The sequence below is a fragment of the Pseudomonas sp. OTU5201 genome (assembly GCF_038440135.1).
In the GTDB taxonomy this organism is placed as follows: Bacteria; Pseudomonadota; Gammaproteobacteria; order Pseudomonadales; family Pseudomonadaceae; genus Metapseudomonas; species Metapseudomonas resinovorans.
Genome location: NZ_JASATC010000003.1, coordinates 104,762 through 126,084, shown reverse-complemented (window position 1 = coordinate 126,084; position 21,323 = coordinate 104,762). Strand labels below are relative to the sequence as shown.

Sequence of the window (21,323 nt, the reverse complement as noted above, 5' to 3'; positions counted from 1 at the left end):
ATCAGGCGGCCTGGGTGCGCGCAGCAGCCATCAGCGCCTCGATTTCGTCGACCGTCTTGGGCACGCCACCCGTAAGGACCTCGCAGCCGGTCTTCGTCACCACCACGTCGTCCTCGATTCGCACGCCGATGCCGCGCCACTTCTTCGGCACGTCCTGGTTGTCGGCGCCGATGTAGATGCCGGGCTCGACGGTCATCGCCATGCCCGGTTCCAGCACGCGCCACTCGCCGCCGACCTTGTATTCGCCGACGTCGTGCACGTCCATGCCCAGCCAGTGACCGGCACGGTGCATGTAGAAGGCCTTGTAGGCTTCGGAGGCGATCAGTTCGTCGACATCGCCCTTGAGCAGGCCGAGTTCAACCAGGCCGGAGGTGATGACCCGCACGGTCGCCTCGTGGGCTTCGTTCCAGTGCTTGCCGGGGGCGATTTCGAGGAAGGCGGCTTCCTGGGATTTCAACACCAGCTCATAGATGGCCTTCTGCTCGGGGCTGAAGCGGCCACTGACCGGGAAGGTGCGGGTGATGTCGCTGGCGTAGCAGTCCAGCTCGCAGGCGGCGTCGATCAGTACCAGGTCGCCATCCTTCAGCGGTGCGTCGTTCTCGCGGTAATGCAGGATGCAGGCGTTCTTGCCTGCAGCGACGATGGAGCCGTAGGCCGGCATCTTCGCCCCGCCCCTGCGGAACTCGTACTCCAGTTCGGCTTCCAGATGGTACTCGTAGAGCCCGGCCCGGGCGGCCTGCATGGCGCGCACGTGCGCGCGCGCGGAGACCTCCGCAGCCTCGCGCATGACCTTAACTTCCGCCGCGGACTTGTACAGGCGCATGTCGTGCAGCAGGTGGTCGAGTGCGACGAATTCCTTGGGCGGTTGTGCGCCCTGGCGGGCCTTGGAGCGGATCACGTTGACCCACTCCATCAGGTGCTGGTCGAACTCGGTGTTGGTGCCGATGGAGTAGTAGACGCGGCTGCGCCCTTCGATCAGGCCGGGAAGGATGTCGTCGATGTCACCGATGGGGAAGGCATCATCCGCGCCGAAGTCCCGGATGGCGCCGTCCTGGCCGGCACGCAGGCCGTCCCAGAGTTCACGCTCCGGATCGCGCTCGCGGCAAAACAGCACGCACTCGCCATGCTCGCGGCCGGGAATCAGCACCAGCACGGCTTCCGGCTCGGGAAACCCGCTGAGGTACTGGAAGTCGCTGTCCTGACGGTAGACGTGCTCGACATCGCGATTGCGAATATGCACGGGCGCGGCGGGCAGGATGGCAATGCTGTTGGCTTCCATCTGCGCCATCAGCGCCTTGCGGCGGCGGGCATATTCTGCCTTGGGGATACGGGTCATGCGCGCTCCTTCAGGGCGGGCAGACGGCCCGCCACTCGAATCAATGCAACGAGGGTTTGGCGGCCGGCGCGGCAGGCTTGGCGCATTCTGCGAAGAGCAGCAGGGGCGCGACGCGCAGGTACTCCATCACTTCCATATAGTCGCTCTCGCCATCGTCGGAGTCTTCCAGGGCACTCTGCACCTGCGCGATGGAGGCGAGATCCTGAAGCACTTCGACGGCTTCGCCGGACAGCGCGCCTTCACGGGCGGTCAGGCCGAAGCCGCCGAGGAAGCCCTGGCACCACTGGCCGAGGGCAGCAGCGCGTTCGGCCAGCGGCGCATCGTCGCTGGGCAGCAGAAGCACTACGGCCATTTCGGTACCGGTCAGCTCGCTCTTGACCATTTCCTGCAGGCCGATCAGGGCCTGGCGCAGGTTGTCCTGCGGGGCGCCACCGAGCAGTTCGGCAGCATCCTCCAGCCAGGGCTCGGGGTCGAAGCCGGCACCAGCGCAGCTGCGACCGAGCAACAGGCCGTGCAGTTCGGCGGGGGAAACCGGCTGACCGGTGGAGGCGAGGAGCGCAGCGAAAGCGTTGTAGGGAGAATTCGAACTGGACATAAGGGTGGCTAGGCGCCAGAGGGCGCAATCACTAGAATGACGGCCTCGTATCCTAGCAGCCTGGCGCCGTGAAGGCAGCATTGGCCTTCCGGTCCTCAGGCCCTGACCGCAGGCGTGCAACCAATCGCGCCGGCGCTTGCGGGTTTGACCCTTCCCGGAGTCGGTCCTATATAGTCCCGGTCACTCCCCACCAAGTAGACAGCCCATGGAAGATGCCGAACTGCATGCACTGACAGCCAAACTGGAACTACTGATCCAGCGTGTCGAGCAGCTCAAGGCCCAGAACCGGCTCCTGCTTGCCAGCGAGAAGGCCTGGCGTGAAGAACGCGCTCATCTGATCGAAAAGAACGAAATGGCCCGGCTAAAGGTCGAAGCGATGATTTCGCGCCTGAAAGCCCTGGAGCAGGATTCATGACCCAGTCCAACACCGTTACCGTCCAAATCCTCGATAAGGAATACTGCATCGCCTGCCCTGCGGACGAGCGCGCCAACCTGGAAAGCGCCGCGCGCTACCTGGACGGCAAGATGCGCGAGATCCGTTCAAGCGGGAAAGTCATCGGTGCCGACCGTATCGCCGTGATGGCCGCCCTGAACATCACCCATGACTTGCTGCACAAGCAGCAACGCCTGGACCAGGAAGCCTCGTCTACCCGCGAGCGGGTCCGCGACCTGCTGGAGCGTGTCGACCACGCCCTGGCGGCTGACCCGGACACCCAGCAGGCCTGAGCCCCAGACCGCGCCAAAGTGACGCTCTTTGGCGTTTTTTGACGCGGCCGAACCGACGCGCAGCAGTTTCCTTAACGGTTCTTGGGGTATACTCGCCGCCAGCTCCCTGGTGTGTTGGCCAGTCGGTGATGTCCCTGAGCCGATAAATGCAACCACGGGGGTTGCAAGTTGAGGCCGGTGTGCATGTCCGCCTGACGGAAAGCCTTAACGCCTCCTGCAGCCTCCACCTTGAACTTTCGGGTTCAAGGGCTAACCCGACAGCGGCACAACCGGGGAGTCTATTTTTTCATGATCTGCGCCGGTTCCCATTCCCGCCAGAGCCTGCGCCGCCTGCTTCGCCAGGCCCGCCGCGCACTCACTCCCCTCCAGCAGAAACACGCCGCAAAGTCCCTCTATCGCCAGCTCGCGCAGAACCCGCTGTTCCGCCGCGCTCGACATGTCGCCCTCTATCTGCCCACCAATGGCGAGATCGACCCACGTCCGTTGCTGCGCGAAGCCCAACGCCGGGGCAAACAGGCCTACCTGCCGGTGCTGAATGCCTGGCCACGGGAAAAGATGGTGTTCCAGCGTCTACGCCCAGGAGAAAGGCTGCAGAAGAATCGCTTCCGTATACTCGAGCCACGTGCCAATCCGGCGCAGCAGCGCAAGGTCTGGGCACTGGATCTGGTCATGTTGCCCCTGGTGGGTTTCGATGAATACGGTGGGCGCCTGGGAATGGGCGGCGGTTTCTACGACCGCAGCCTGGCCTACCTGACACGTCGACGCCAATGGCGCAAACCAGCCCTGTTGGGCCTGGCGCACGAATGTCAGAAGGTGGACAGGTTGGAACTGGCCCGCTGGGACGTGGCCCTGCAGGCAACCGTAACGGACAGAGGCTGGTACTGACGGACCTGACGACGGCACCACGATCCTTGCGGTGCCGGTCAGCGTGAAATCAGGGCTGCTGGGTCAAATTGATAGGTGCGCTGCTCTGGCGCTCCCACAGGCTTTGGGTGTAACCGGTAGTAACCACACCCAGGCCGAAAATGATGACCAATACCCAGAGAATGTCTGGCTTGCGTTTCATCGATTGCCTCCCCCTTGCAGGCAAACTTCGCGCGATGACCGATGGCGAGTTGTTGTTTTGATTGGACCGTACGGCGGTAGCAGCTTAAAGCGCGGCATTCTCCGGCAACGTGAGCGAACACGCAATTTATGACGCCAACCGGCTGTCGGCCAGACCCCAAGCTTGAGTGCCTCAATTAAGGACGAACGTACAGGAGCAAAGTTCATGCCTTTCTGGCTGATGAAATCCGAACCCGACGAACTTTCCATCTACGACCTGCAACGCTTGGGCAAGGCACGCTGGGATGGCGTGCGCAACTACCAGGCGCGCAACTTCATGCGCGCCATGCGCCCGGGCGAACTGTTCTTTTTCTATCACTCCAGTTGCCCCGAGCCAGGCATAGCCGGTATTGCACGGATTGCTGGCGAGACCTACCCGGACCCCACAGCCCTGGACCCGCAAAGCCACTATCACGACCCCAAGGCCAACGCAGAGAAGAATCCCTGGAGCGCCCTGGACGTGGAGTTCGTCGAGGCCTTCCCCCGCGTCATTCCGTTGGCCGCACTGCGCGAGCAGACCGTGCTCTCCGGCATGCCTCTGGTGCAGAAGGGCAGCCGTCTGTCAGTAATGCCGGTGTCCGAGGAAGAATGGTCCGGGGTGCTCGCCCTGCGTTGAGTCAGGAGTGGCCCTGTGCTATGAGGGAGGGGAATCCCCCGGGGCGCACCCATGCCGCACTCTCATCCTGCCTGGCTGGTCCGAACGACACTTGCCCTGCTCTTCCTGGCGATGTGCGGCACCAGCCTGTTGCTCTGGAAGCAACTGGAAGACGCCCAGCAGGAGCGCATCCGTGACCGCGTGGGCTATCAGGCGCGAACGCTCGCGACCGAGCTGGAAAACAACCTGATCGATGAGGTCGATGGCCTGCGTCGCATGGCCCTTCTGTGGAACCATCGAGGCCGTATCCCCCGGGACGAGTGGAACCTGGAAGCCAACTTCGCCCTGGAACACTTCCCCGGTTACCAGTCGATCCAGTGGATGGGCGCCGATCTGCGCATGCGCTGGGTACTGCCCGAGCAGGGCAATGAAGCCGCAATCGGCTTCCGTCTGACCCGCAACCATCCCAACTTCAACCTCGCCATGCAGGCCAAGGCCAGTGGCAAGGCGCAGCTGTCCAACAGCTTCGCCCTGGTCCAGGGCGGACGCGGCTTCGTCCTCTACACCCCGCTCTACATCCGCGACGAACAGAGCGATCGGAGCTTCGACGGCTTCCTCCAGGGCGTATTTCGGGTCGAGACCTTGATGGATGAGCTCCTAACCGGCCTCGACAACCAGGACTTCAGCGTCCTGCTGTTGGAGTCCGGCCGCTCCATCTATCACCAGGAGCAGCCCGAAAGTCTGCCGTCTCTCAGCCAACGCGTGCCGCTGCACCTGCTCAACAACAGCAACTTCTCCCTGCAACTCTCTCCGACCCCCAAATTGGTGGAGCAGCTCAGGTCGCCACTCCCGCAGGTGGTTCTCGGCGCCAGCCTGCTCACGAGCCTGCTGCTGGTCGCCGCTCTCGTCCTGGCGCTGGAAAACGCCCGCCGCGCGAGCGCCCTGCAGGCCGGTTACCGACGCCTGAATGAAGAGGTCAGCCAGCGTGAGCACGTCGAACAGGATCTGCGTGAAAGCCGCGAGCGCCTGCAACTGGTGCTCGACCTGACCGATTCCAGCGAGGATGGACTGTTCATTTTCGACCTCGCCAACCGTGAGGTCCTGCACATGAACCGGGCCACCCACGCCGGCCTTGGCTACAGCGCCGAGGCATTCCGACAACTGCTGAAGGAAGATCCGGAACAGCTGCTGCCCGGCTTCCATGCCTGGCTGGAGCTGGTGCGCCAGGCGCGCAGGGATGGCGACTCCGGCATCTTCCAGCGGCAGATGCGCCGCGCCGACGACAGCCTCCAGGCAGCCGAGATCAGCGCACAAATGGTCAGCCTGAATGGCCGTGACTACCTGATCGGCGTGTCCCGCGACAACCGCGAACGCCTGGAGCTGGAGGCGCGTCTGCAGCGACTTTCCCAGCAGGACGGCCTCACCGGTCTCTACAACCGGCGATACTTCGATCGTCAGCTGAATGGCGAATGGCGCCGTCTGCGTCGCCTTGGCGCGCCGCTGGCCTTGCTGATGCTGGATGTAGATCACTTCAAGGCATACAACGACCGGCTTGGCCATCAGGCTGGCGACGACGCGCTGCGCCAGGTGGCCCAGGCGCTGCAACAGAGCCTGCAGCGCGAAGGCGACGTGGCTTGCCGATACGGTGGCGAGGAGTTCGCCATCATCCTCGCCAACACCGCCGAAGACGGTGCGCGACATGTGGCGGAACGGGTAATGGCGCAAGTGGCCGCACTGGCCATCGAACACCCAGCCAGCCCGGAGGGGTACCTGACTTTGAGTATCGGTATCGCAATCTCCGACCCAGCCCGCGAGGACCAGCCCGACAGCCTGGTATCACGCAGCGACGCCGCGCTCTACCGGGCCAAGCACGAGGGACGCAACCGTACCTGCTTGTGGGAGAAGGGTCAGGGCTGAATGATCAGGTTGTTGAACAGCAGGTCGTCCACCAAGGGCAGACCTTCCTCGCTGTGCAACACCTGCTGCACCTGCTTGAGGGCCTCCTGGCGCAACGTCTCCTTGGAGTCGGACGAGCTCAGGGTTTCGTCGGCCTGCTGGGAGAAAAGCATCACCAGTTGGTTGCGAATCAGAGGCTCATGACGAGTGACCTTTTCTTGGGCTTCAGGACCGGTGACCCGCAGCGAAATATCCGCCTTGTAATACTTCAGGCGCGGCCCGGAACCATAGTTGCCGACCAGGGAGGGCACCAGATCGACATAGGCAACCTTGGGCGTCTCTCCTTCCTTGGGCTCTTCCTCACTGGCGACTGCCAGCAGGGGAAGGATCAGGGCCAGCAACATTGCAGTCAGTCTTTTCACCTGGATTATCCTCAGCACGAATGGCGCCTAGCATAGCCACAGGCGCGGCCGGCCCCAAGACCTTCGTTTATGCAGGCCCATCAGGCGCAGCCATGCTGATTGACCCTCCAGGCACCCCACCTACACTGCAAGGCCACATGCCCGGGGCCAGCGCCCCAAGCCAAGGAGCTCCGCGATGAAAGCCGTCTTGTGCAAAGCCTTCGGTCCGGCCGATACCCTGGTGCTGGAGGAAGTCGCCAGCCCCGAACCCAAAAAGAACGAGATCCTGATTGACGTACACGCCGCGGCGGTCAACTTCCCCGACACCCTGATCATCGAAGGCAAGTACCAGTTCAAGCCACCTTTCCCCTTCTCCCCGGGCGGAGAAGCAGCCGGTGTGGTCGCGGCGGTTGGCGAGAAGGTCAGCCACCTCAAGCCTGGCGACCGGGTGATGGCACTGACCGGCTGGGGCAGCTTTGCCGAACAGGTCGCGGTGCCGTCTTACAATGTGATGCCAATTCCCAAAGGCATCGACTTCAACTCCGCCGCCGCCTTCGGCATGACCTACGGCACCTCGATGCATGCCCTCAAGCAACGCGCCAACCTGCAACCCGGCGAAACCCTGCTGGTACTTGGCGCCTCCGGCGGCGTCGGCCTGGCAGCGGTGGAAATCGGCAAGGCCATGGGGGCGCGAGTGATTGCTGCGGCTAGCAGTGCGGAGAAGCTGGAAGTGGCCAAGGCCGCCGGTGCCGACGCGCTGATCAACTACAGCGAGGAAAACCTGAAGGACCGCGTCAAGGAACTCACCGGCGGCCAGGGCGCCGACGTGATCTACGACCCGGTGGGCGGTGACCTGTTCGACGCCGCCGTGCGCTCGATCAACTGGAACGGCCGCCTGCTGGTCGTCGGCTTCGCCAGCGGTCGCATCCCTGAGCTGCCGGTCAACCTCGCGCTGCTCAAAGGCGCCTCAGTGGTGGGTGTGTTCTGGGGTTCTTTCGCCCAACGCCAGCCCCAGGACAACCTGGCCAACTTCCAGCAGCTGTTCGCCTGGTATGCCGAAGGCAAGTTGAAACCGCTGGTGTCCCAGACCTTCCCGCTGGAGCGCGCAAGCGACGCCATCAATGCCCTGGCCACGCGCCAGGCCGTGGGCAAGGTGGTAGTGGAAGTGCGCTGAGGCATGGGCCGGCAGGATGGGTTGAACACGAAGCGATACCCATCCTATGAAACGCACAAGGCCGCCCGAGGGCGGCCTTTTCATGTCCGGAGTTCAGGAACGAGGCGCATAGGCGAACACGTCAGCACGCATCTGGTGGGCATCCATCCCGGCTGCCACCAGGGCATCGAGGGTCGCATAGACCATGGCGGGAGAGCCGCTGGCGTAGACCCGCAGCGACTTGAGGTCAGGAAAATCCTCGCACACCGCTTCATGCAACAGGCCGCAGCGACCCTGCCAGTCAGCCGGTTCGCTAACCACTTTGTGCAGGAAGAGGTTGTCCAGGCGCTGCCAGTCATCCCAGTGGGCCAACTGATAGAAGTCCTCCGACTGACGCACCCCCCAATAGAGGTGCACCGGGTGCTTGAAGCCTGCAGATCGGCAGTGTTCGATCAGGCTGTGCATCTGGCCCATACCGGTGCCAGCAGCGATCAGCACCAGAGGGCCGTCAGGCAGTTCCGCCAGGTGGGTATCTCCGAAGGGCATGCGGACCTTGGCCATGCGGGCACGCTGCAGTTGCGCGAGCAGTGCCTTGGCGCTGCTCTCGCGTCCAAGGATATGCAGCTCGATATCCCGCCCGGCGCTAGGCGCCGAGGCCATGGAAAAGGCCGATGACTCACCGTCGTCACGCTCGATCAGCAAGTACTGCCCGGCGTGGTAGCGCGGCGGCTTTCCGGCCGGGGCACGCAGACGCACGCGCCAGACATCGCCGCCCACTTCCACGCACTCGCTGAGCTGGCAGCTCAATGCGCGCACCGGCAGTTCGCCCGGGGCCAACACACCGTCCCAATGCAGCACGCAGTCTTCCATCGGTTCAGCCAGACAGGTGAAGAGCTCGCCCTGACTCAGTTCGGCACCGTTCTGGCGCACCCGTCCTTCCACCAGCAGGGCCGCGCACACATGGCAGTTGCCGTTGCGGCAGCTTTGCGGGCACTCGTAGCCGAGACGGCGCGCCGCATCCAGAATCCGCTCGTTGGGAGCCGTCTGGATGACCTCGCCAGATGGTTGCAGGGTGACACGCATCAATCGATTCCCAGAGAAGACCAAAGCTCATCGACGCGGCGCTTCACCGCTTCGTCCTGGACGATAACCCGACCCCATTCGCGGTTGGTCTCGCCGGGCCACTTGTGGGTGGCGTCCAGGCCCATCTTCGAGCCGAGGCCGGAGATGGGCGAAGCGAAGTCCAGGTAGTCGATCGGCGTGTTGTCGATCATCACCGTGTCGCGTTTGGGATCCATGCGCGTGGTGATGGCCCAGATCACGTCGTTCCAGTCCCGCGCATTGACGTCGTCGTCGGTGACTATGACGAACTTGGTGTACATGAACTGTCGCAGGAACGACCAGACACCCAGCATTACGCGCTTGGCGTGGCCGGGGTACTGCTTCTTCATGGTCACCACCGCCATGCGGTAGGAGCAGCCTTCCGGCGGCAGGTAGAAGTCGACGATCTCGGGGAACTGCTTCTGCAGGATCGGCACGAAGACTTCGTTCAGCGCCACGCCAAGGATGGCCGGCTCATCCGGTGGCCGTCCGGTGTAGGTGCTGTGGTAAATCGGTTTCTGGCGGCGAGTGATGCGTTCCACCGTGAACACCGGGAAGCTGTCAACTTCGTTGTAGTAGCCGGTGTGGTCACCATAGGGGCCTTCATCGGCCATCTCGCCGGGATGGATCACCCCTTCGAGAACAATTTCGGCACTGGCCGGCACCTGCAGGTCATTGCCACGGCACTTCACCAGCTCGGTGCGATTGTCCCGCAGCAGTCCGGCGAAAGCGTATTCGGAGAGAGAGTCCGGCACCGGGGTAACGGCACCGAGGATGGTCGCTGGATCAGCGCCCAGGGCGACTGCCACCGGGAATGGCTGGCCTGGATGCTTGGCGCACCACTCGCGGTAATCCAAGGCGCCGCCACGATGGCTCAGCCAGCGCATGATGACCTTGTTCCGGCCAATCACTTGCTGACGATAGATACCAAGATTCTGTCGCTCCTTGTTCGGGCCACGGGTAACGGTCAGGCCCCAGGTGATCAGCGGGGCGACATCGCCAGGCCAGCAGGTCTGCACCGGCAGCCTGGTGAGGTCGACATCATCGCCCTCCTCCACCACTTCCTGGCAGGGGCCGTCCTTCAGCACCTTGGGCGCCATGGCAATGACCTTCTTGAAGATCGGTAGCTTGGACCAGGCGTCCTTCAGACCCCTGGGCGGCTCGGGCTCTTTGAGGAAGGCCAGCAGTTTGCCGATCTCCCGCAGCTCGCTGACGTCCTCGGCGCCCATCCCCAATGCCACGCGTCCGGGGGTGCCGAAGAGGTTGCCGAGCACCGGGATGTCGAAGCCGGTGGGTTTCTCGAAGAGCAGTGCCGGGCCTTGCTTGCGCAGGGTTCGGTCGCAGATTTCGGTCATTTCCAGCACGGGCGAAACCGGGGTGGCGATGCGCTTGAGCTCGCCGCGCCGTTCCAGGCCGCTAATAAAGTCGCGCAGATCGCGATACTGCATGCTTGAGCCTCTTGGGGCGTGCAGGTCGGGGCGCAAAGTTTAGCGCCGAACTGGGTTATTCAGAAGGACAAAGGGCCAGCACAGAAACGCAAAAGCCGGGTTTCCCCGGCTCTTGCGGCACATCCAAGACTTACTTGCGCTTCATCGACAGGAAGAATTCGTCGTTGGTCTTGGTGTCTTTCAGCTTGTCGAGCAGGAACTCGATGGCGGCGATCTCATCCATCGGGTGCAGCAGCTTGCGCAGGATCCACATGCGCTGCAGCTCGTCATCGGCGGTCAGCAACTCTTCACGGCGGGTACCGGATTTGTTGATGTTGATGGCCGGGAACACACGCTTCTCAGCGATGCGACGGTCCAACGGCAGTTCCATGTTACCGGTGCCCTTGAACTCTTCGTAGATGACTTCATCCATCTTCGAGCCGGTTTCGACCAGCGCAGTGGCGAGGATGGTCAGCGAGCCGCCCTCCTCGATGTTGCGCGCGGCGCCGAAGAAGCGCTTGGGCTTCTCCAGGGCATGGGCGTCGACACCACCGGTGAGTACCTTGCCGGAGCTCGGAATCACGGTGTTGTAGGCACGTGCCAGACGGGTGATGGAGTCCAGCAGGATAACCACGTCCTTCTTGTGCTCGACCAGGCGCTTGGCCTTCTCGATCACCATCTCGGCGACCTGCACGTGGCGCGTCGGCGGCTCGTCGAAGGTGGAGGCGACCACTTCGCCGCGCACGGTGCGCTGCATCTCGGTCACTTCTTCCGGGCGCTCGTCGATCAGCAGGACGATCAGGTGGCACTCGGGGTTATTGCGGGTGATGTTGGCTGCGATGTTCTGCAGCATGATGGTCTTGCCCGCCTTCGGCGGCGCCACGATCAGGCCACGCTGGCCCTTGCCGATCGGTGCGCAGAGATCGATCACGCGGCCGGTGAGGTCCTCTGTGGAGCCGTTGCCGGCTTCCATCTTCAGCCGCTCATTGGGGAACAGGGGCGTGAGGTTCTCGAACAGGATTTTGTTCTTGGCGTTCTCGGGGCGGTCGTAGTTGATCGAGTCGACCTTGAGCAACGCGAAGTAACGCTCGCCTTCCTTCGGAGGACGAATCTTGCCAACTATGGTGTCGCCGGTCCGCAGGTTGAAGCGGCGGATCTGACTCGGGGAGACGTAGATGTCGTCAGGGCCGGCCAGATAGGAAGAGTCAGCGGAGCGCAGGAAGCCGAAGCCGTCCTGGAGGATCTCCAGCACACCGTCACCAGAGATCTCCTCGCCGCTCTTCGCGTGCTTTTTCAGCAGGGCGAAAATGATGTCCTGCTTGCGCGAACGGGCCATGTTCTCCAGGCCCATGGCGTCGGACATTTCCAGAAGTTCGCCAATCGGCTTTTGCTTGAGTTCGGTCAGATTCATAGGAATGACGTAGATAGATATGGAGAAGGGAAAGCATTGAGCTTTTTAGGCCGCGCCGCTGAGAAGGCGACAGGATCGCTGTGCTTATTCGAATAGGAGTGCGTCGGCGACGGCGTGGAGGGCTGCGAGAAAGAGCAGCGGTCCGAATGTAACACCGGCGCAACGGGGAGTCTAGTGCCGGCCAATGAAAAAGCCCCGCTTTGCGCGGGGCTTTTCCGGGACGCTTCTGATGCGGCTTCGGCGGCGCTGGAGGCCGCGCGAATCAGATGTTGGCGTCGAGGAAGGCAGCCAGCTGGGACTTGGACAGGGCACCTACCTTGGTCGCTTCGACGTTGCCGTTCTTGAACAGCATCAGGGTCGGGATGCCACGCACACCGTACTTCGGCGGGGTGTCCTGGTTCTCGTCGATGTTCAGCTTGCAGACTTTCAGTTTGCCCTGGTAGTCCTTGGAGATTTCGTCGAGGACCGGGGCAATCATCTTGCATGGACCGCACCACTCGGCCCAGTAGTCGACCAGCACCGCGCCTTCGGCTTTGAGCACGTCTTGCTCGAAGCTGGCATCGGTGACGTTGGTGATGAATTCGCTCATGGAAGAATCTCCGTGGTTCGGAAGCAAAAAAGTGGAGCCATCATAGCCCGGCTTTTCCGGGACCGAAAGCCGAAGGCGATTGAGCTTCGCTATGGTGTTACGGGGAAAAACTGATAGATGCGCGGGCCGGCGTCAATCCGGCAGCCGATCCGGGGCTGCCTGAGCAGACCACTGGCCCTATGACGCGTGACTGTCATATCCCACCTATAGTTTGCACAGCCAGCTATTCGCCAGAAAACCGCACTCAACCGACCGCTGCCGGCCCAAGCCATACTGGTACCAACGTACCGCTATTCGCATTGGCGCGACCGGGCAACCGTGGCAGGATTGCGCGGTTCAGCCTCGAGACCCGAAACCATGCCGCAAAAGCCCGTCGAAATCCCGTCCCTGATCGCCGCCATCGACCTCGGCTCGAACAGCTTCCACATGGTGGTGGCCAAGGTCGACCACGGTGAGATCCGCATCCTGGAACGGCTCGGCGACAAGGTGCAGCTGGCGGCAGGCCTGGACGAGGCACGCAACCTCAGCGAGGAGTCCATGCAGCGCGGCCTCGATTGCTTGCGCCGCTTCGCCCAGATGATTGCCGGCCTGCCGGAGGGCGCGGTGCGCATCGTTGGCACCAACGCCCTCCGCGAGGCGCACAACCGCGCTGAGTTCATCCGCCGCGCCGAAGAAGTCCTCGGACACCCGGTGGAAGTCATCTCCGGCCGCGAGGAAGCGCGACTCATCTACCTGGGCGTCTCCCACACCCTGCCGGACACCCCCGGCCGCCGCCTGGTGGCAGACATCGGCGGCGGCAGCACCGAATTCATCATCGGCCAGCGCTTCGAATCACAGCTGCGGGAAAGCCTGCAGATGGGCTGTGTGAGCTACACCCAACGCTACTTCCGCGACGGCAAGATCACCCCGGCTCGCTATGCGCAGGCCTATACGGCAGCGCGCCTGGAGCTGATGGGCATCGAGTACAGCCTGCGCCGCCTCGGCTGGCAGGAAGCCGTAGGCGCCTCCGGCACCATCCGCGCGGTGGGCCTTGCGATCCAGGCCGCGGGCCTGGGCAATGGCGAGATCAACCCGGAAGGCCTGGCCTGGCTCAAGCGCAAATTATTCAAGCTGGGCGACGTCGAGAAGATCGACCTGGACGGCATCAAGCCGGATCGCCGCCCCATCTTCCCGGCCGGCCTGGCGATTGCCGAGGCCATCTTCGAAGCACTCGAACTCAAGCGCATGACCCACTCAGAAGGTGCCCTGCGCGAAGGCGTACTTTACGACTTGCTGGGCCGCCACCACCACGAGGATGTCCGCGAGCGCACCCTGAGCGCCCTGATGGAGCGCTGCCATGTGGATCTGGAGCAGGCCGCGCGGGTCGAGGCCAAGGCGCTGGCGGCCCTGGAAAAGGTCGCGGACAGCTGGGGCTTGGACGATGACTGGCACCGCGACCTGCTGCTGTGGGCAGCACGGGTCCACGAGATCGGCATGGACATCGCCCACTACCACTACCACAAGCACGGCGCCTACCTGATCGAGCACTCGGACCTGCCCGGCTTCTCCCGCCAGGACCAGTTGATGCTGGCCCTGCTGGTGCGCGGCCACCGCCGCAACATCCCCAAGGACAGGTTCGCCGAATTCGGCGAAGAGGGCGTGAAGCTGCTGCGTCTCTGTGTGCTGCTGCGCTTCGCCATTCTCTTCCACCACATCCGGGGCACCTCGGCCATGCCTGAAGTGAAACTCAAGGCCGCCGACAACAGCCTTGAAGTGCAATTCCCGAAAGACTGGCTGGAAGCCAACCCGCTGACGCAAGCGGATTTCGAGCAGGAAGCCGAGTGGCTGAAGCGCATCGATTTCGCGCTGAAGGTGAGCTGAGGTAGCAAGGAGGGGGCGGCATGAAAGACGCTCCCCACCCTGCAAGACTCGACAATGACAACGGGGCCCGAAGGCCCCGTTTTCATGTCCGCACTCAGCGTGAGCTGATCGGCGGGTTGGTCAGTTTGTCCAGCAGCGTTGCCTGGGCGTTGCGCGAGTTCTGGTTGCCGCTCGGGCTGTTGCGCAGGTAGCGACCATCCGGCTGCAGCACCCAGCTCTGGGTGTTATCGCTGATGTAAGCCTCCAGCTCCCTCTTCACGCGAGTAAGCAGCTTCTTGCCTTCCACCGGGAAGCAGGTCTCGACGCGCATGTCTAGGTTGCGCTCCATCCAGTCGGCGCTGGAGAGGTACATCTTCTCATCGCCACCGTTGAGGAAGTAGTAGATCCGGCTGTGCTCGAGGAAGCGGCCAATGATCGAACGCACCTGGATGTTGTGCGACACACCGGGAATACCGGGGCGCAGGCAGCACATGCCGCGCACCACCAAATCGATGCGCACGCCGCTCTGGCTGGCCTTGTAGAGCGCGCGGATGACCTTGGGATCGGTCAGCGCATTGACCTTGACCATGATGTGCGCCGGCTTGCCTTCACTGGCATGCAGAGCCTCACGGGCGATCATGTCGAGCAGCGTCTTCTTCAGGGTGAAGGGCGCGTGCAGCAGCTTCTTCATGCGCAGGGTCTTGCCCATGCCGATCAGTTGGTTGAACAGCTTGTGCAGGTCTTCGCAAAGCGCATCGTCGGCGGTCAGCATGCTGTAGTCGGTATACAGACGCGCGTTACCCGCGTGGTAGTTGCCGGTCCCCAGGTGCGCGTAACGGCGCAACTCGCCGTTCTCGCGACGCAGGATCAGCATCATCTTGGCGTGGGTCTTGAAGCCAACGACGCCGTAGATCACCACGGCACCCGCCTGCTGCAGACGGCTCGCCAGCTGCAGGTTGGACTCCTCGTCGAAACGCGCGCGCAATTCGATCACCACGGTGACTTCCTTGCCGTTGCGCGCCGCTTCCACCAGGGAGTCGACGATCTCGGAGTTGGCACCGGCGCGGTAGAGGGTCTGCTTGATCGCCAGGACATTGGGGTCCTTGGCGGCCTGGCGCAGGAAATCCACCACCGGGGTAAAGGATTCGAAGGGATGCAGCAGCAGGATGTCCTGCTTGCCCACCACGCCGAACAGGTTCTCGGCCTTCTGCAGCAGCTTGGGGATCACCGGGGTGAACGTCGAGTGCTGCAGTTCCGGATGGCTTTCCAGGCCGGTGATGCTGAACAGGCGCGTCAGGTTCACCGGACCGTTGACCTGATACAGCTCGCTCTCAGCCAGGCCGAACTGTTTGAGCAGGTAGTCCGAGAGGTTCTTCGGACAGGTGTCGGCCACTTCCAGCCGTACCGCGTCGCCGTAGCGGCGCGAGAACAGCTCGCCACGCAGAGCGCGGGCAAGGTCATCGACGTCTTCGGTGTCCACCGAGAGATCGGCGTTACGGGTCAGGCGGAACTGGTAGCAGCCTTTCACCTTCATGCCGGGGAACAGGTCATCGGCATGGGCGTGGATCATCGAGGACAGGAAGACGAAGTTGTCTCCCGCTCCGCTGATGTCTTCCGGCACCCGGATGACCCGCGGCAGCAGGCGCGGTGCGGGGATGATCGCCAGGCCGGAGTCGCGGCCGAAGGCATCCACACCTTCCAGCTCGACGATGAAGTTCAGGCTCTTGTTCACCAACAACGGGAAGGGGTGCGTCGGGTCCAGGCCGATGGGGGTGATGATCGGCGCGATCTCGTCGCGGAAGTAGCGGCGCACCCAGGCCTTCAGCTTGGCGGTCCAGTAGCGGCGACGGATGAAGTTGACCTGATGCTTGGCCAGCTCCGGCAAGAGGATGTCGTTGAGGATGCTGTACTGGCGGGTGACCTGTTCGTGCACCAGCTCGCTGATGCGCGCCATCGCCTGGTGCGGCAGCAGGCCATCGGCGCCAGCCTGTTCGCGAGCGAAGGTGATCTGCTTCTTCAGGCCGGCGACGCGGATTTCGAAAAACTCGTCCAGGTTACTGGAGAAGATCAGCAGGAACTTCAGACGTTCGAGCAATGGATAGGACTCATCCAGCGCCTGCTCCAGCACGCGGATGTTGAACTGCAACTGAGACAGCTCACGATGAATGTACAGGCTGCTGTCATCCAGGCTCGGCAACACCAGTGGTGCCGGAGCGGGCGCCGGAGCGGGGGCAGGTGCCGCCTCGGCGACCGGTTCCTCCGGGGCCACCGGAATCTCTGTGGCCTCTTTCAGGGGTTCGAGCAAAGCGCTTGGATTGAGTCCTTCGGTGTTCATCTGCAGTTCCTGGGGGGAGATCAAGCTCCCGTCTTGAGCATTTCTGCGGCGCGTACGGCGAAATAGGTGAGGATGCCATCGGCGCCGGCGCGTTTGAAGGCCACCAGGGATTCGAGGATGACGGCCTCGCTCAGCCAGCCGTTCTGGATCGCCGCCATGTGCATCGCGTACTCGCCGCTGACCTGATAGACAAAAGTCGGCACGCGGAATTCATCCTTCACCCGACGAACGATGTCGAGGTAGGGCATACCGGGCTTGACCATCACCATGTCGGCGCCTTCGGCCAGGTCCGCGGCCACTTCATGCAGGGCCTCGTCGGTGTTGGCCGGGTCCATCTGGTAGCTGGCCTTGTTGCCCTTGCCGAGGTTGGCGGCGGAGCCGACCGCATCACGGAAGGGGCCGTAGTAGGCGCTGGCGTACTTGGCCGAGTAGGCCATGATGCGTACGTTGGGGAAGTCGGCCAGCTCCAGGGCCTCGCGGATGGCCTGGATGCGGCCGTCCATCATGTCCGAGGGGGCCACTACCTGGGCGCCGGCTTCGGCATGGGACAACGCCTGCTTCACCAGCGCATCGACGGTCACATCGTTCTGCACGTAGCCGTTCTCGTCGAGGATGCCGTCCTGACCGTGGGTGGTGAAGGGGTCCAGGGCCACGTCGCTGATCACGCCGAGTTCCGGGAAGCGGTCACGCAAGGCGCGGATGGCGCGCTGGGCAATGCCATTCGGGTTCCAGGCCTCGGCGCCGTCGAGGGATTTCTTTTCCAGCGGCGTCACCGGGAACAGCGCCAGCGCCGGGATGCCCAGGTTGACCCAGGCCTCGGCTTCCTTGAGCAGCAGATCGATGGACAGGCGCTCAACGCCCGGCATCGAAGGCACGGCTTCGCGGCGGTTTTCACCGTCCAGCACGAATACGGGGAGGATCAGGTCGTCTACGGTCAGGACGTTCTCGCGTACCAGGCGGCGGGAGAAATCGTCACGACGATTGCGGCGCAGGCGGGTTGCAGGGAACAGGCGATTGGCGGGGGTAAAGCTCACAGCAGACTCCAGGGCCCGGAACGGACGCAGTGTGACAAATATAAGCGCCGATTATGACCGAATGGTAACAACGCGCGACAGCGACTCACGGTCACGTCGACCGGCGTAATGCGCCTCTGTAGGCGCCATGTGAGCATTGTCCGGGGTCAATCTGATGGCAATCGGCGCGGGCCGGAGCTTTTCCCGGGGCGCCAACCCGGTTAGGCTGCGCGTTCATTTCGCTGCGCACCCCAACCATGCTGCAACAATTTCTCCAGGATTTCGGCTACTTCGCCCTCTTCCTCGGCACCTTCTTCGAGGGTGAGACGATCCTGGTCCTGGCCGGCTTTCTCGCCTTCCGGGGCTACATGGACATCAACGCCGTGGTTGCCACGGCGTTCTTCGGCAGCTATGCCGGCGACCAGCTCTGGTACTACCTGGGCCGCCACAAGGGCCGTCAGATCCTTGCCCGAAAGCCGCGCTGGCAGGCCATGGGCGACCGCGCCCTGGCACATATCCGCCGTCACCCGGATATCTGGGTCCTGAGCTTCCGCTTCGTCTACGGACTGCGCACCGTGATGCCAGTGGCCATCGGCCTGTCCGGCTACCCGCCACTGCGCTACCTGATCCTCAATGGCATCGGTGCGCTGGTCTGGGCCCTGGCCCTCGGTTTTGCCGCCTTCCACTTCGGCGCCGTGCTCGAAGGCATGCTGGGCAACCTCAAACGCTACGAGCTGATGGTACTCGGCGGCCTGCTCGCCCTTGGCGGCCTACTCTGGCTGAGACGCCGCCTGCGCAACAACGGCAAGGACAACTGATTCAGACAGCCAGCGCTGCCTCGCGGCGCGGCAGGCCGAACAGTGCGACCAGACTGACCAGACTGTAAAGCGCCAGCAATCCCCACCCCATCGCCCCCAGCGGCAGCAGCCCCAGCGCCGCGCCAGCCCAGAGGGTCGGCCAATTGACTGCCAGCCGCGCCAACTCCAGCCAGCGTGCCCAAGGGCGGTTCTCCAGCCAGCTACCGATCACATAAAGCCCAAAGGCCATCCAGGCCCAGGCCAGCCAGAGCCCGGCCAGCGAAGCCTCGCTACCACTGCCCAGCAACCAGGTACCGGCCACGACGTAGAGGGCGAACTGCAACCCGGCATACCACTTCTGCGCAAGGCCCAGGGGCACCTCGAACTTGGCGAAGCGCGACAGATCGGGCTTGGCCTGTGGATAACGTTCAGCAACATCCGCCGGACGCCAGCCCGTGCGCATGAACCAGATGCGCAGCTTGTCCCACCCGGATTCGGCGCGCACCGCGTCGCGCCAGAGCTGCACATAGAACTGCAGGTTGGCCCAGATCGGGTTCCAGCTCGCCAGCGGCGTAGTCACACCGAAGATCACCGGCTCCTCGTCAAGCTCTTCCTGGAAGGTGCCGAACAGGCGGTCCCAGAGAATGAAAACGCCGCCGTAGTTACGATCCATGTAGACCGGGTTCTGCGCATGATGGACGCGGTGGTTGGACGGCGTGATGAAGATCCACTCGAACCAGCCCAGCTTGGGCACATGGCGCGTGTGCACCCAGAACTGGTACAGCAGGTTCATCGCGCCCACGGTGAGGAACACCAGGGGAGGCACGCCGGCGAGGGCCATGGGCAGGTAGAAGATCCAGCCGAAAAGAAACCCCGTACTGGTCTGGCGCAGGGCGGTGGAGAGGTTGTACTCCTCGCTCTGGTGATGCACTGAGTGAGCCGCCCAGAGCACGTTGCGCTCGTGGCCCAAACGGTGGTTCCAGTAGTAGCAGAAGTCGTAGAAGACGAACGCCAGCAGCCATACCCAGAGGTTCGACGCCGACAGCTCGAAGATCGCCAGGTGCTCCCAGGCGACGGAATAGGTCAGCACCCCCACCACTTTGGTCAGCAGTCCGCTGGTAGTGGACAGCACGCCAGCGCTCAGGCTGTTCAAGGCGTCGGCGGTACGGTAGGTGTTCATTCCGCGCCAGCGGTCGGCGATCAGTTCGATACCGATCAGCAGGAAGAAGAAGGGCACTGCATAGAGGACGTAATTCATGGGGCAGCCTTGTCGTCGTTCTTGTCCGGTGACCCACAGGCGGCAAAGAGGATTGGCGCAGCGCTCGCGACCCGATTCTCCGGCCTGCTAGGATTGCTCGTCAGGGTCTGGACGAAAGCTCGCCAAGCACAGGCTACTTTCGTTCAGTACCCGGGATGCTACTCCCGCAGCCGACCCGCCCCCTCGGCATGGCGTGCCAACCCAAGCGGCATATGACGACAGCATGCGCAAACTCCTGAAACCCGCCCTGATAGTCCTGCTTCTCCTGGCCTGCGCGGCCCTGCTTGGACTCTATCCCTATCGCGCTGCCCTGCTCCCGCAAACCGCCGACCTGCCTGCGACGGAGCAGCGCCTGGCACCTCACCTGGATCTGTTCACGCCGGAAGGCAGCGGCCCCTTTCCCACCGTGCTGGTGTTCCACGGCTGCAGCGGTCAGAGCCCGTTGTTCGTGCGCAACGTGAACGCCTGGCTACTGCCCGCCGGCTACGCCGTGATGTTCGTCGACAGCCACGCCGCGCGCGGCATCGAGAACTGGCGTCCGGTTTGCGACGGCAAGCGCCTGTGGGGCAACGAACGCGCCATCGACGTATACGCTGCCCTGGCACTGGCACGGAAGAACCCGGCCATCGACAGTAGCAAGCTGGCCCTGCTTGGTTATTCCCACGGCGGCTGGACCATCCTCGACGCCCTCTCCTATGACGGCAGTGCCGGCCACGGCTTCCCTGCCACAGGCAAAGGAGCGCTGGCCGGCGTGCGTGGCGTGATCGCCTACTACCCCTACTGCGGCTTCCCCGCCCACCTGCGTGCAGGCCTTGGCCACAACACGCCGGTGCTGATGTTCCTCGGCGGCAAGGACCACATCACCGACCACAAGCAGTGCCTCTCGGCCCTCGACAGTCTGGACGATGCACGTCTGGAACTGGTGCAGTACGGCGATGCCGACCACGTCTTCGACCAGCGCAGCGACCTGAATACCTACCAACCCGGCCCAGCCCAGGATGCCCAGCGACGCGCGCTTGCGTTCCTGCGCGAAAATCTCGGGCCGGCCCAATGACCTGGAGATGTCCATGACCAAGAAAGTTGCCGTGATCCTGTCCGGCTGTGGCGTTTATGACGGTGCGGAGATCCACGAGAGCGTGGTCACCTTGCTGCGCCTGGACCAGCGCGGTGCCAAGGTCCAGTGTTTCGCACCGAACATCGCACAGCACCATGTGATCAACCACACCACCGGCGACGAGATGCCGGAGAGCCGGAACGTGCTGGTGGAATCAGCTCGTATCGCCCGTGGCGAGATCAAGGACGTGCGTGAACTGAATGCCGCCGACTTCGACGCCCTGATCGTTCCCGGTGGCTTCGGCGCAGCAAAGAACCTTTCTGACTTCGCCATCAGCGGCGCCAACTGTACCGTCCAGCCCGACGTGCTGGCCGCCGCCCGAGGTTTTGCCGAGGCGGGCAAACCCGTGGGTCTGATCTGCATCGCCCCGGCGCTGGCGGCGAAGATCTACGGCGAGGGCGTGAGCTGCACCATCGGCAACGACGCCGGTACTGCAGCTGCCCTGGCGGAAATGGGCGCCCAGCACGTGGACTGCGTGGTCAGCGAAATCGTCGAAGACGAGAGGCGCAAGCTGGTGACCACCCCGGCCTACATGCTGGCGCAGTCCATCAGCGAAGCCGCCGCCGGCATCTACAAACTGGTGGACCGGGTGCTGGAACTGGCCCACTGAAGTCCCCCGAGCGGGTGGCGCCA

At 63.3% G+C, this 21,323-nt stretch carries 21 protein-coding genes and 1 other RNA gene; 11 read left to right on the top strand and 11 right to left on the bottom strand.

Annotated features, from left to right (window positions below):
- Position 1: 1 nt before the first annotated feature.
- On the bottom strand, positions 2-1,336 hold the full coding sequence (pepP, locus tag AAHM40_RS03050) for a Xaa-Pro aminopeptidase (RefSeq protein ID WP_342243354.1): 1,335 nt from the start codon (positions 1,334-1,336) through the stop codon (positions 2-4).
- Between the two features lie 40 nt (positions 1,337-1,376).
- Complete coding sequence (locus AAHM40_RS03045) at positions 1,377-1,931, bottom strand: YecA/YgfB family protein (RefSeq protein WP_280285322.1); 555 nt, start codon at positions 1,929-1,931, stop codon at positions 1,377-1,379.
- A gap of 205 nt (positions 1,932-2,136) precedes the next feature.
- On the opposite strand from AAHM40_RS03045, the gene AAHM40_RS03040 reads away from it, so the two are divergent.
- The 4 genes from AAHM40_RS03040 to AAHM40_RS03025 all read left to right on the top strand — a co-directional run bounded on the left by AAHM40_RS03040 (position 2,137) and on the right by AAHM40_RS03025 (position 3,542).
- The gene (locus tag AAHM40_RS03040; protein WP_028626819.1) at positions 2,137-2,346 is read left to right on the top strand and encodes a TIGR02449 family protein; all 210 of its coding nucleotides are present in this window, start codon (positions 2,137-2,139) and stop codon (positions 2,344-2,346) included.
- Complete coding sequence (locus AAHM40_RS03035; RefSeq protein ID WP_342243353.1) at positions 2,343-2,657, top strand: cell division protein ZapA; 315 nt, start codon at positions 2,343-2,345, stop codon at positions 2,655-2,657. The genes AAHM40_RS03040 and AAHM40_RS03035 overlap by 4 nt, the downstream gene beginning before the upstream one ends.
- Positions 2,658-2,757: 100 nt before the next feature.
- A non-coding RNA gene (gene ssrS / locus AAHM40_RS03030) (6S RNA) lies at positions 2,758-2,937 on the top strand.
- Positions 2,938-2,945: 8 nt separating this feature from the next.
- Positions 2,946-3,542, top strand: a complete 597-nt coding sequence (locus tag AAHM40_RS03025; protein ID WP_342243352.1) for a 5-formyltetrahydrofolate cyclo-ligase — start codon at positions 2,946-2,948, stop codon at positions 3,540-3,542.
- Positions 3,543-3,591: 49 nt separating this feature from the next.
- Here AAHM40_RS03025 and AAHM40_RS03020 read toward each other — a convergent pair whose 3' ends face one another.
- Positions 3,592-3,723 (bottom strand): hypothetical protein, encoded by a 132-nt coding sequence (locus AAHM40_RS03020; RefSeq protein ID WP_256658067.1) that lies wholly within the window; start codon positions 3,721-3,723, stop codon positions 3,592-3,594.
- A 204-nt stretch (positions 3,724-3,927) separates the two neighbouring features.
- Between AAHM40_RS03020 and AAHM40_RS03015 the strand changes: the two genes are divergently transcribed.
- Positions 3,928-4,377, top strand: coding sequence for an EVE domain-containing protein (locus AAHM40_RS03015; protein ID WP_342243351.1), 450 nt, complete (start codon positions 3,928-3,930; stop codon positions 4,375-4,377).
- Between the two features lie 51 nt (positions 4,378-4,428).
- Positions 4,429-6,273 carry a sensor domain-containing diguanylate cyclase gene (locus tag AAHM40_RS03010; RefSeq protein WP_342243350.1) on the top strand — a complete coding sequence of 615 codons (1,845 nt, stop codon included), beginning with the start codon at positions 4,429-4,431 and terminating at the stop codon, positions 6,271-6,273.
- On the opposite strand, the gene AAHM40_RS03005 is transcribed toward AAHM40_RS03010, so the two are convergent.
- On the bottom strand, positions 6,264-6,674 hold the full coding sequence (locus tag AAHM40_RS03005; protein WP_342243349.1) for a flagellar basal body-associated FliL family protein: 411 nt from the start codon (positions 6,672-6,674) through the stop codon (positions 6,264-6,266). The genes AAHM40_RS03010 and AAHM40_RS03005 overlap by 10 nt on opposite strands.
- Before the next feature lie 175 nt (positions 6,675-6,849).
- Between AAHM40_RS03005 and AAHM40_RS03000 the strand changes: the two genes are divergently transcribed.
- Positions 6,850-7,827: an NADPH:quinone oxidoreductase family protein gene (locus AAHM40_RS03000; RefSeq protein ID WP_137821944.1), complete on the top strand. Its 978-nt coding sequence runs from the start codon at positions 6,850-6,852 to the stop codon at positions 7,825-7,827.
- A gap of 93 nt (positions 7,828-7,920) precedes the next feature.
- On the opposite strand, the gene AAHM40_RS02995 is transcribed toward AAHM40_RS03000, so the two are convergent.
- From AAHM40_RS02995 to trxA, 4 genes are all read right to left on the bottom strand, one after another.
- Positions 7,921-8,889: a CDP-6-deoxy-delta-3,4-glucoseen reductase gene (locus AAHM40_RS02995; RefSeq protein WP_342243348.1), complete on the bottom strand. Its 969-nt coding sequence runs from the start codon at positions 8,887-8,889 to the stop codon at positions 7,921-7,923.
- On the bottom strand, positions 8,889-10,355 hold the full coding sequence (gene ubiD / locus AAHM40_RS02990; protein ID WP_342243347.1) for a 4-hydroxy-3-polyprenylbenzoate decarboxylase: 1,467 nt from the start codon (positions 10,353-10,355) through the stop codon (positions 8,889-8,891). Before ubiD ends, AAHM40_RS02995 begins: the two co-directional genes overlap by 1 nt.
- Positions 10,356-10,485: 130 nt before the next feature.
- Complete coding sequence (gene rho, locus AAHM40_RS02985) at positions 10,486-11,745, bottom strand: transcription termination factor Rho (protein ID WP_016495310.1); 1,260 nt, start codon at positions 11,743-11,745, stop codon at positions 10,486-10,488.
- A 262-nt stretch (positions 11,746-12,007) separates the two neighbouring features.
- Entirely contained in the window at positions 12,008-12,334 is a 327-nt protein-coding gene (trxA, locus tag AAHM40_RS02980; RefSeq protein WP_028626828.1) for a thioredoxin TrxA, read from the bottom strand.
- 357 nt (positions 12,335-12,691) lie between these two features.
- Here trxA and ppx point away from each other — a divergent pair, with 357 nt between their 5' ends.
- Complete coding sequence (gene ppx, locus AAHM40_RS02975) at positions 12,692-14,194, top strand: exopolyphosphatase (protein WP_028626829.1); 1,503 nt, start codon at positions 12,692-12,694, stop codon at positions 14,192-14,194.
- A gap of 94 nt (positions 14,195-14,288) precedes the next feature.
- Here ppx and ppk1 read toward each other — a convergent pair whose 3' ends face one another.
- Complete coding sequence (ppk1, locus tag AAHM40_RS02970) at positions 14,289-16,508, bottom strand: polyphosphate kinase 1 (protein ID WP_342243346.1); 2,220 nt, start codon at positions 16,506-16,508, stop codon at positions 14,289-14,291.
- Positions 16,509-16,528: 20 nt separating this feature from the next.
- Positions 16,529-17,542, bottom strand: coding sequence for a porphobilinogen synthase (gene hemB / locus AAHM40_RS02965; protein WP_342243345.1), 1,014 nt, complete (start codon positions 17,540-17,542; stop codon positions 16,529-16,531).
- Between the two features lie 236 nt (positions 17,543-17,778).
- Here hemB and AAHM40_RS02960 point away from each other — a divergent pair, with 236 nt between their 5' ends.
- A complete protein-coding gene (locus tag AAHM40_RS02960) occupies positions 17,779-18,339 on the top strand; it encodes a DedA family protein (RefSeq protein WP_280285311.1) in 561 nt (186 codons plus the stop codon).
- A gap of 1 nt (position 18,340) precedes the next feature.
- On the opposite strand, the gene AAHM40_RS02955 is transcribed toward AAHM40_RS02960, so the two are convergent.
- A complete protein-coding gene (locus tag AAHM40_RS02955) occupies positions 18,341-19,576 on the bottom strand; it encodes a sterol desaturase family protein (RefSeq protein ID WP_342243344.1) in 1,236 nt (411 codons plus the stop codon).
- A gap of 223 nt (positions 19,577-19,799) precedes the next feature.
- Between AAHM40_RS02955 and AAHM40_RS02950 the strand changes: the two genes are divergently transcribed.
- Together AAHM40_RS02950 and elbB are read left to right on the top strand one after the other, a co-directional pair.
- Positions 19,800-20,630 carry a dienelactone hydrolase family protein gene (locus tag AAHM40_RS02950; RefSeq protein WP_342243343.1) on the top strand — a complete coding sequence of 277 codons (831 nt, stop codon included), beginning with the start codon at positions 19,800-19,802 and terminating at the stop codon, positions 20,628-20,630.
- A gap of 13 nt (positions 20,631-20,643) precedes the next feature.
- Positions 20,644-21,300 (top strand): isoprenoid biosynthesis glyoxalase ElbB, encoded by a 657-nt coding sequence (elbB, locus tag AAHM40_RS02945; protein ID WP_342243342.1) that lies wholly within the window; start codon positions 20,644-20,646, stop codon positions 21,298-21,300.
- The last annotated feature ends 23 nt before the right edge of the window (positions 21,301-21,323 follow it).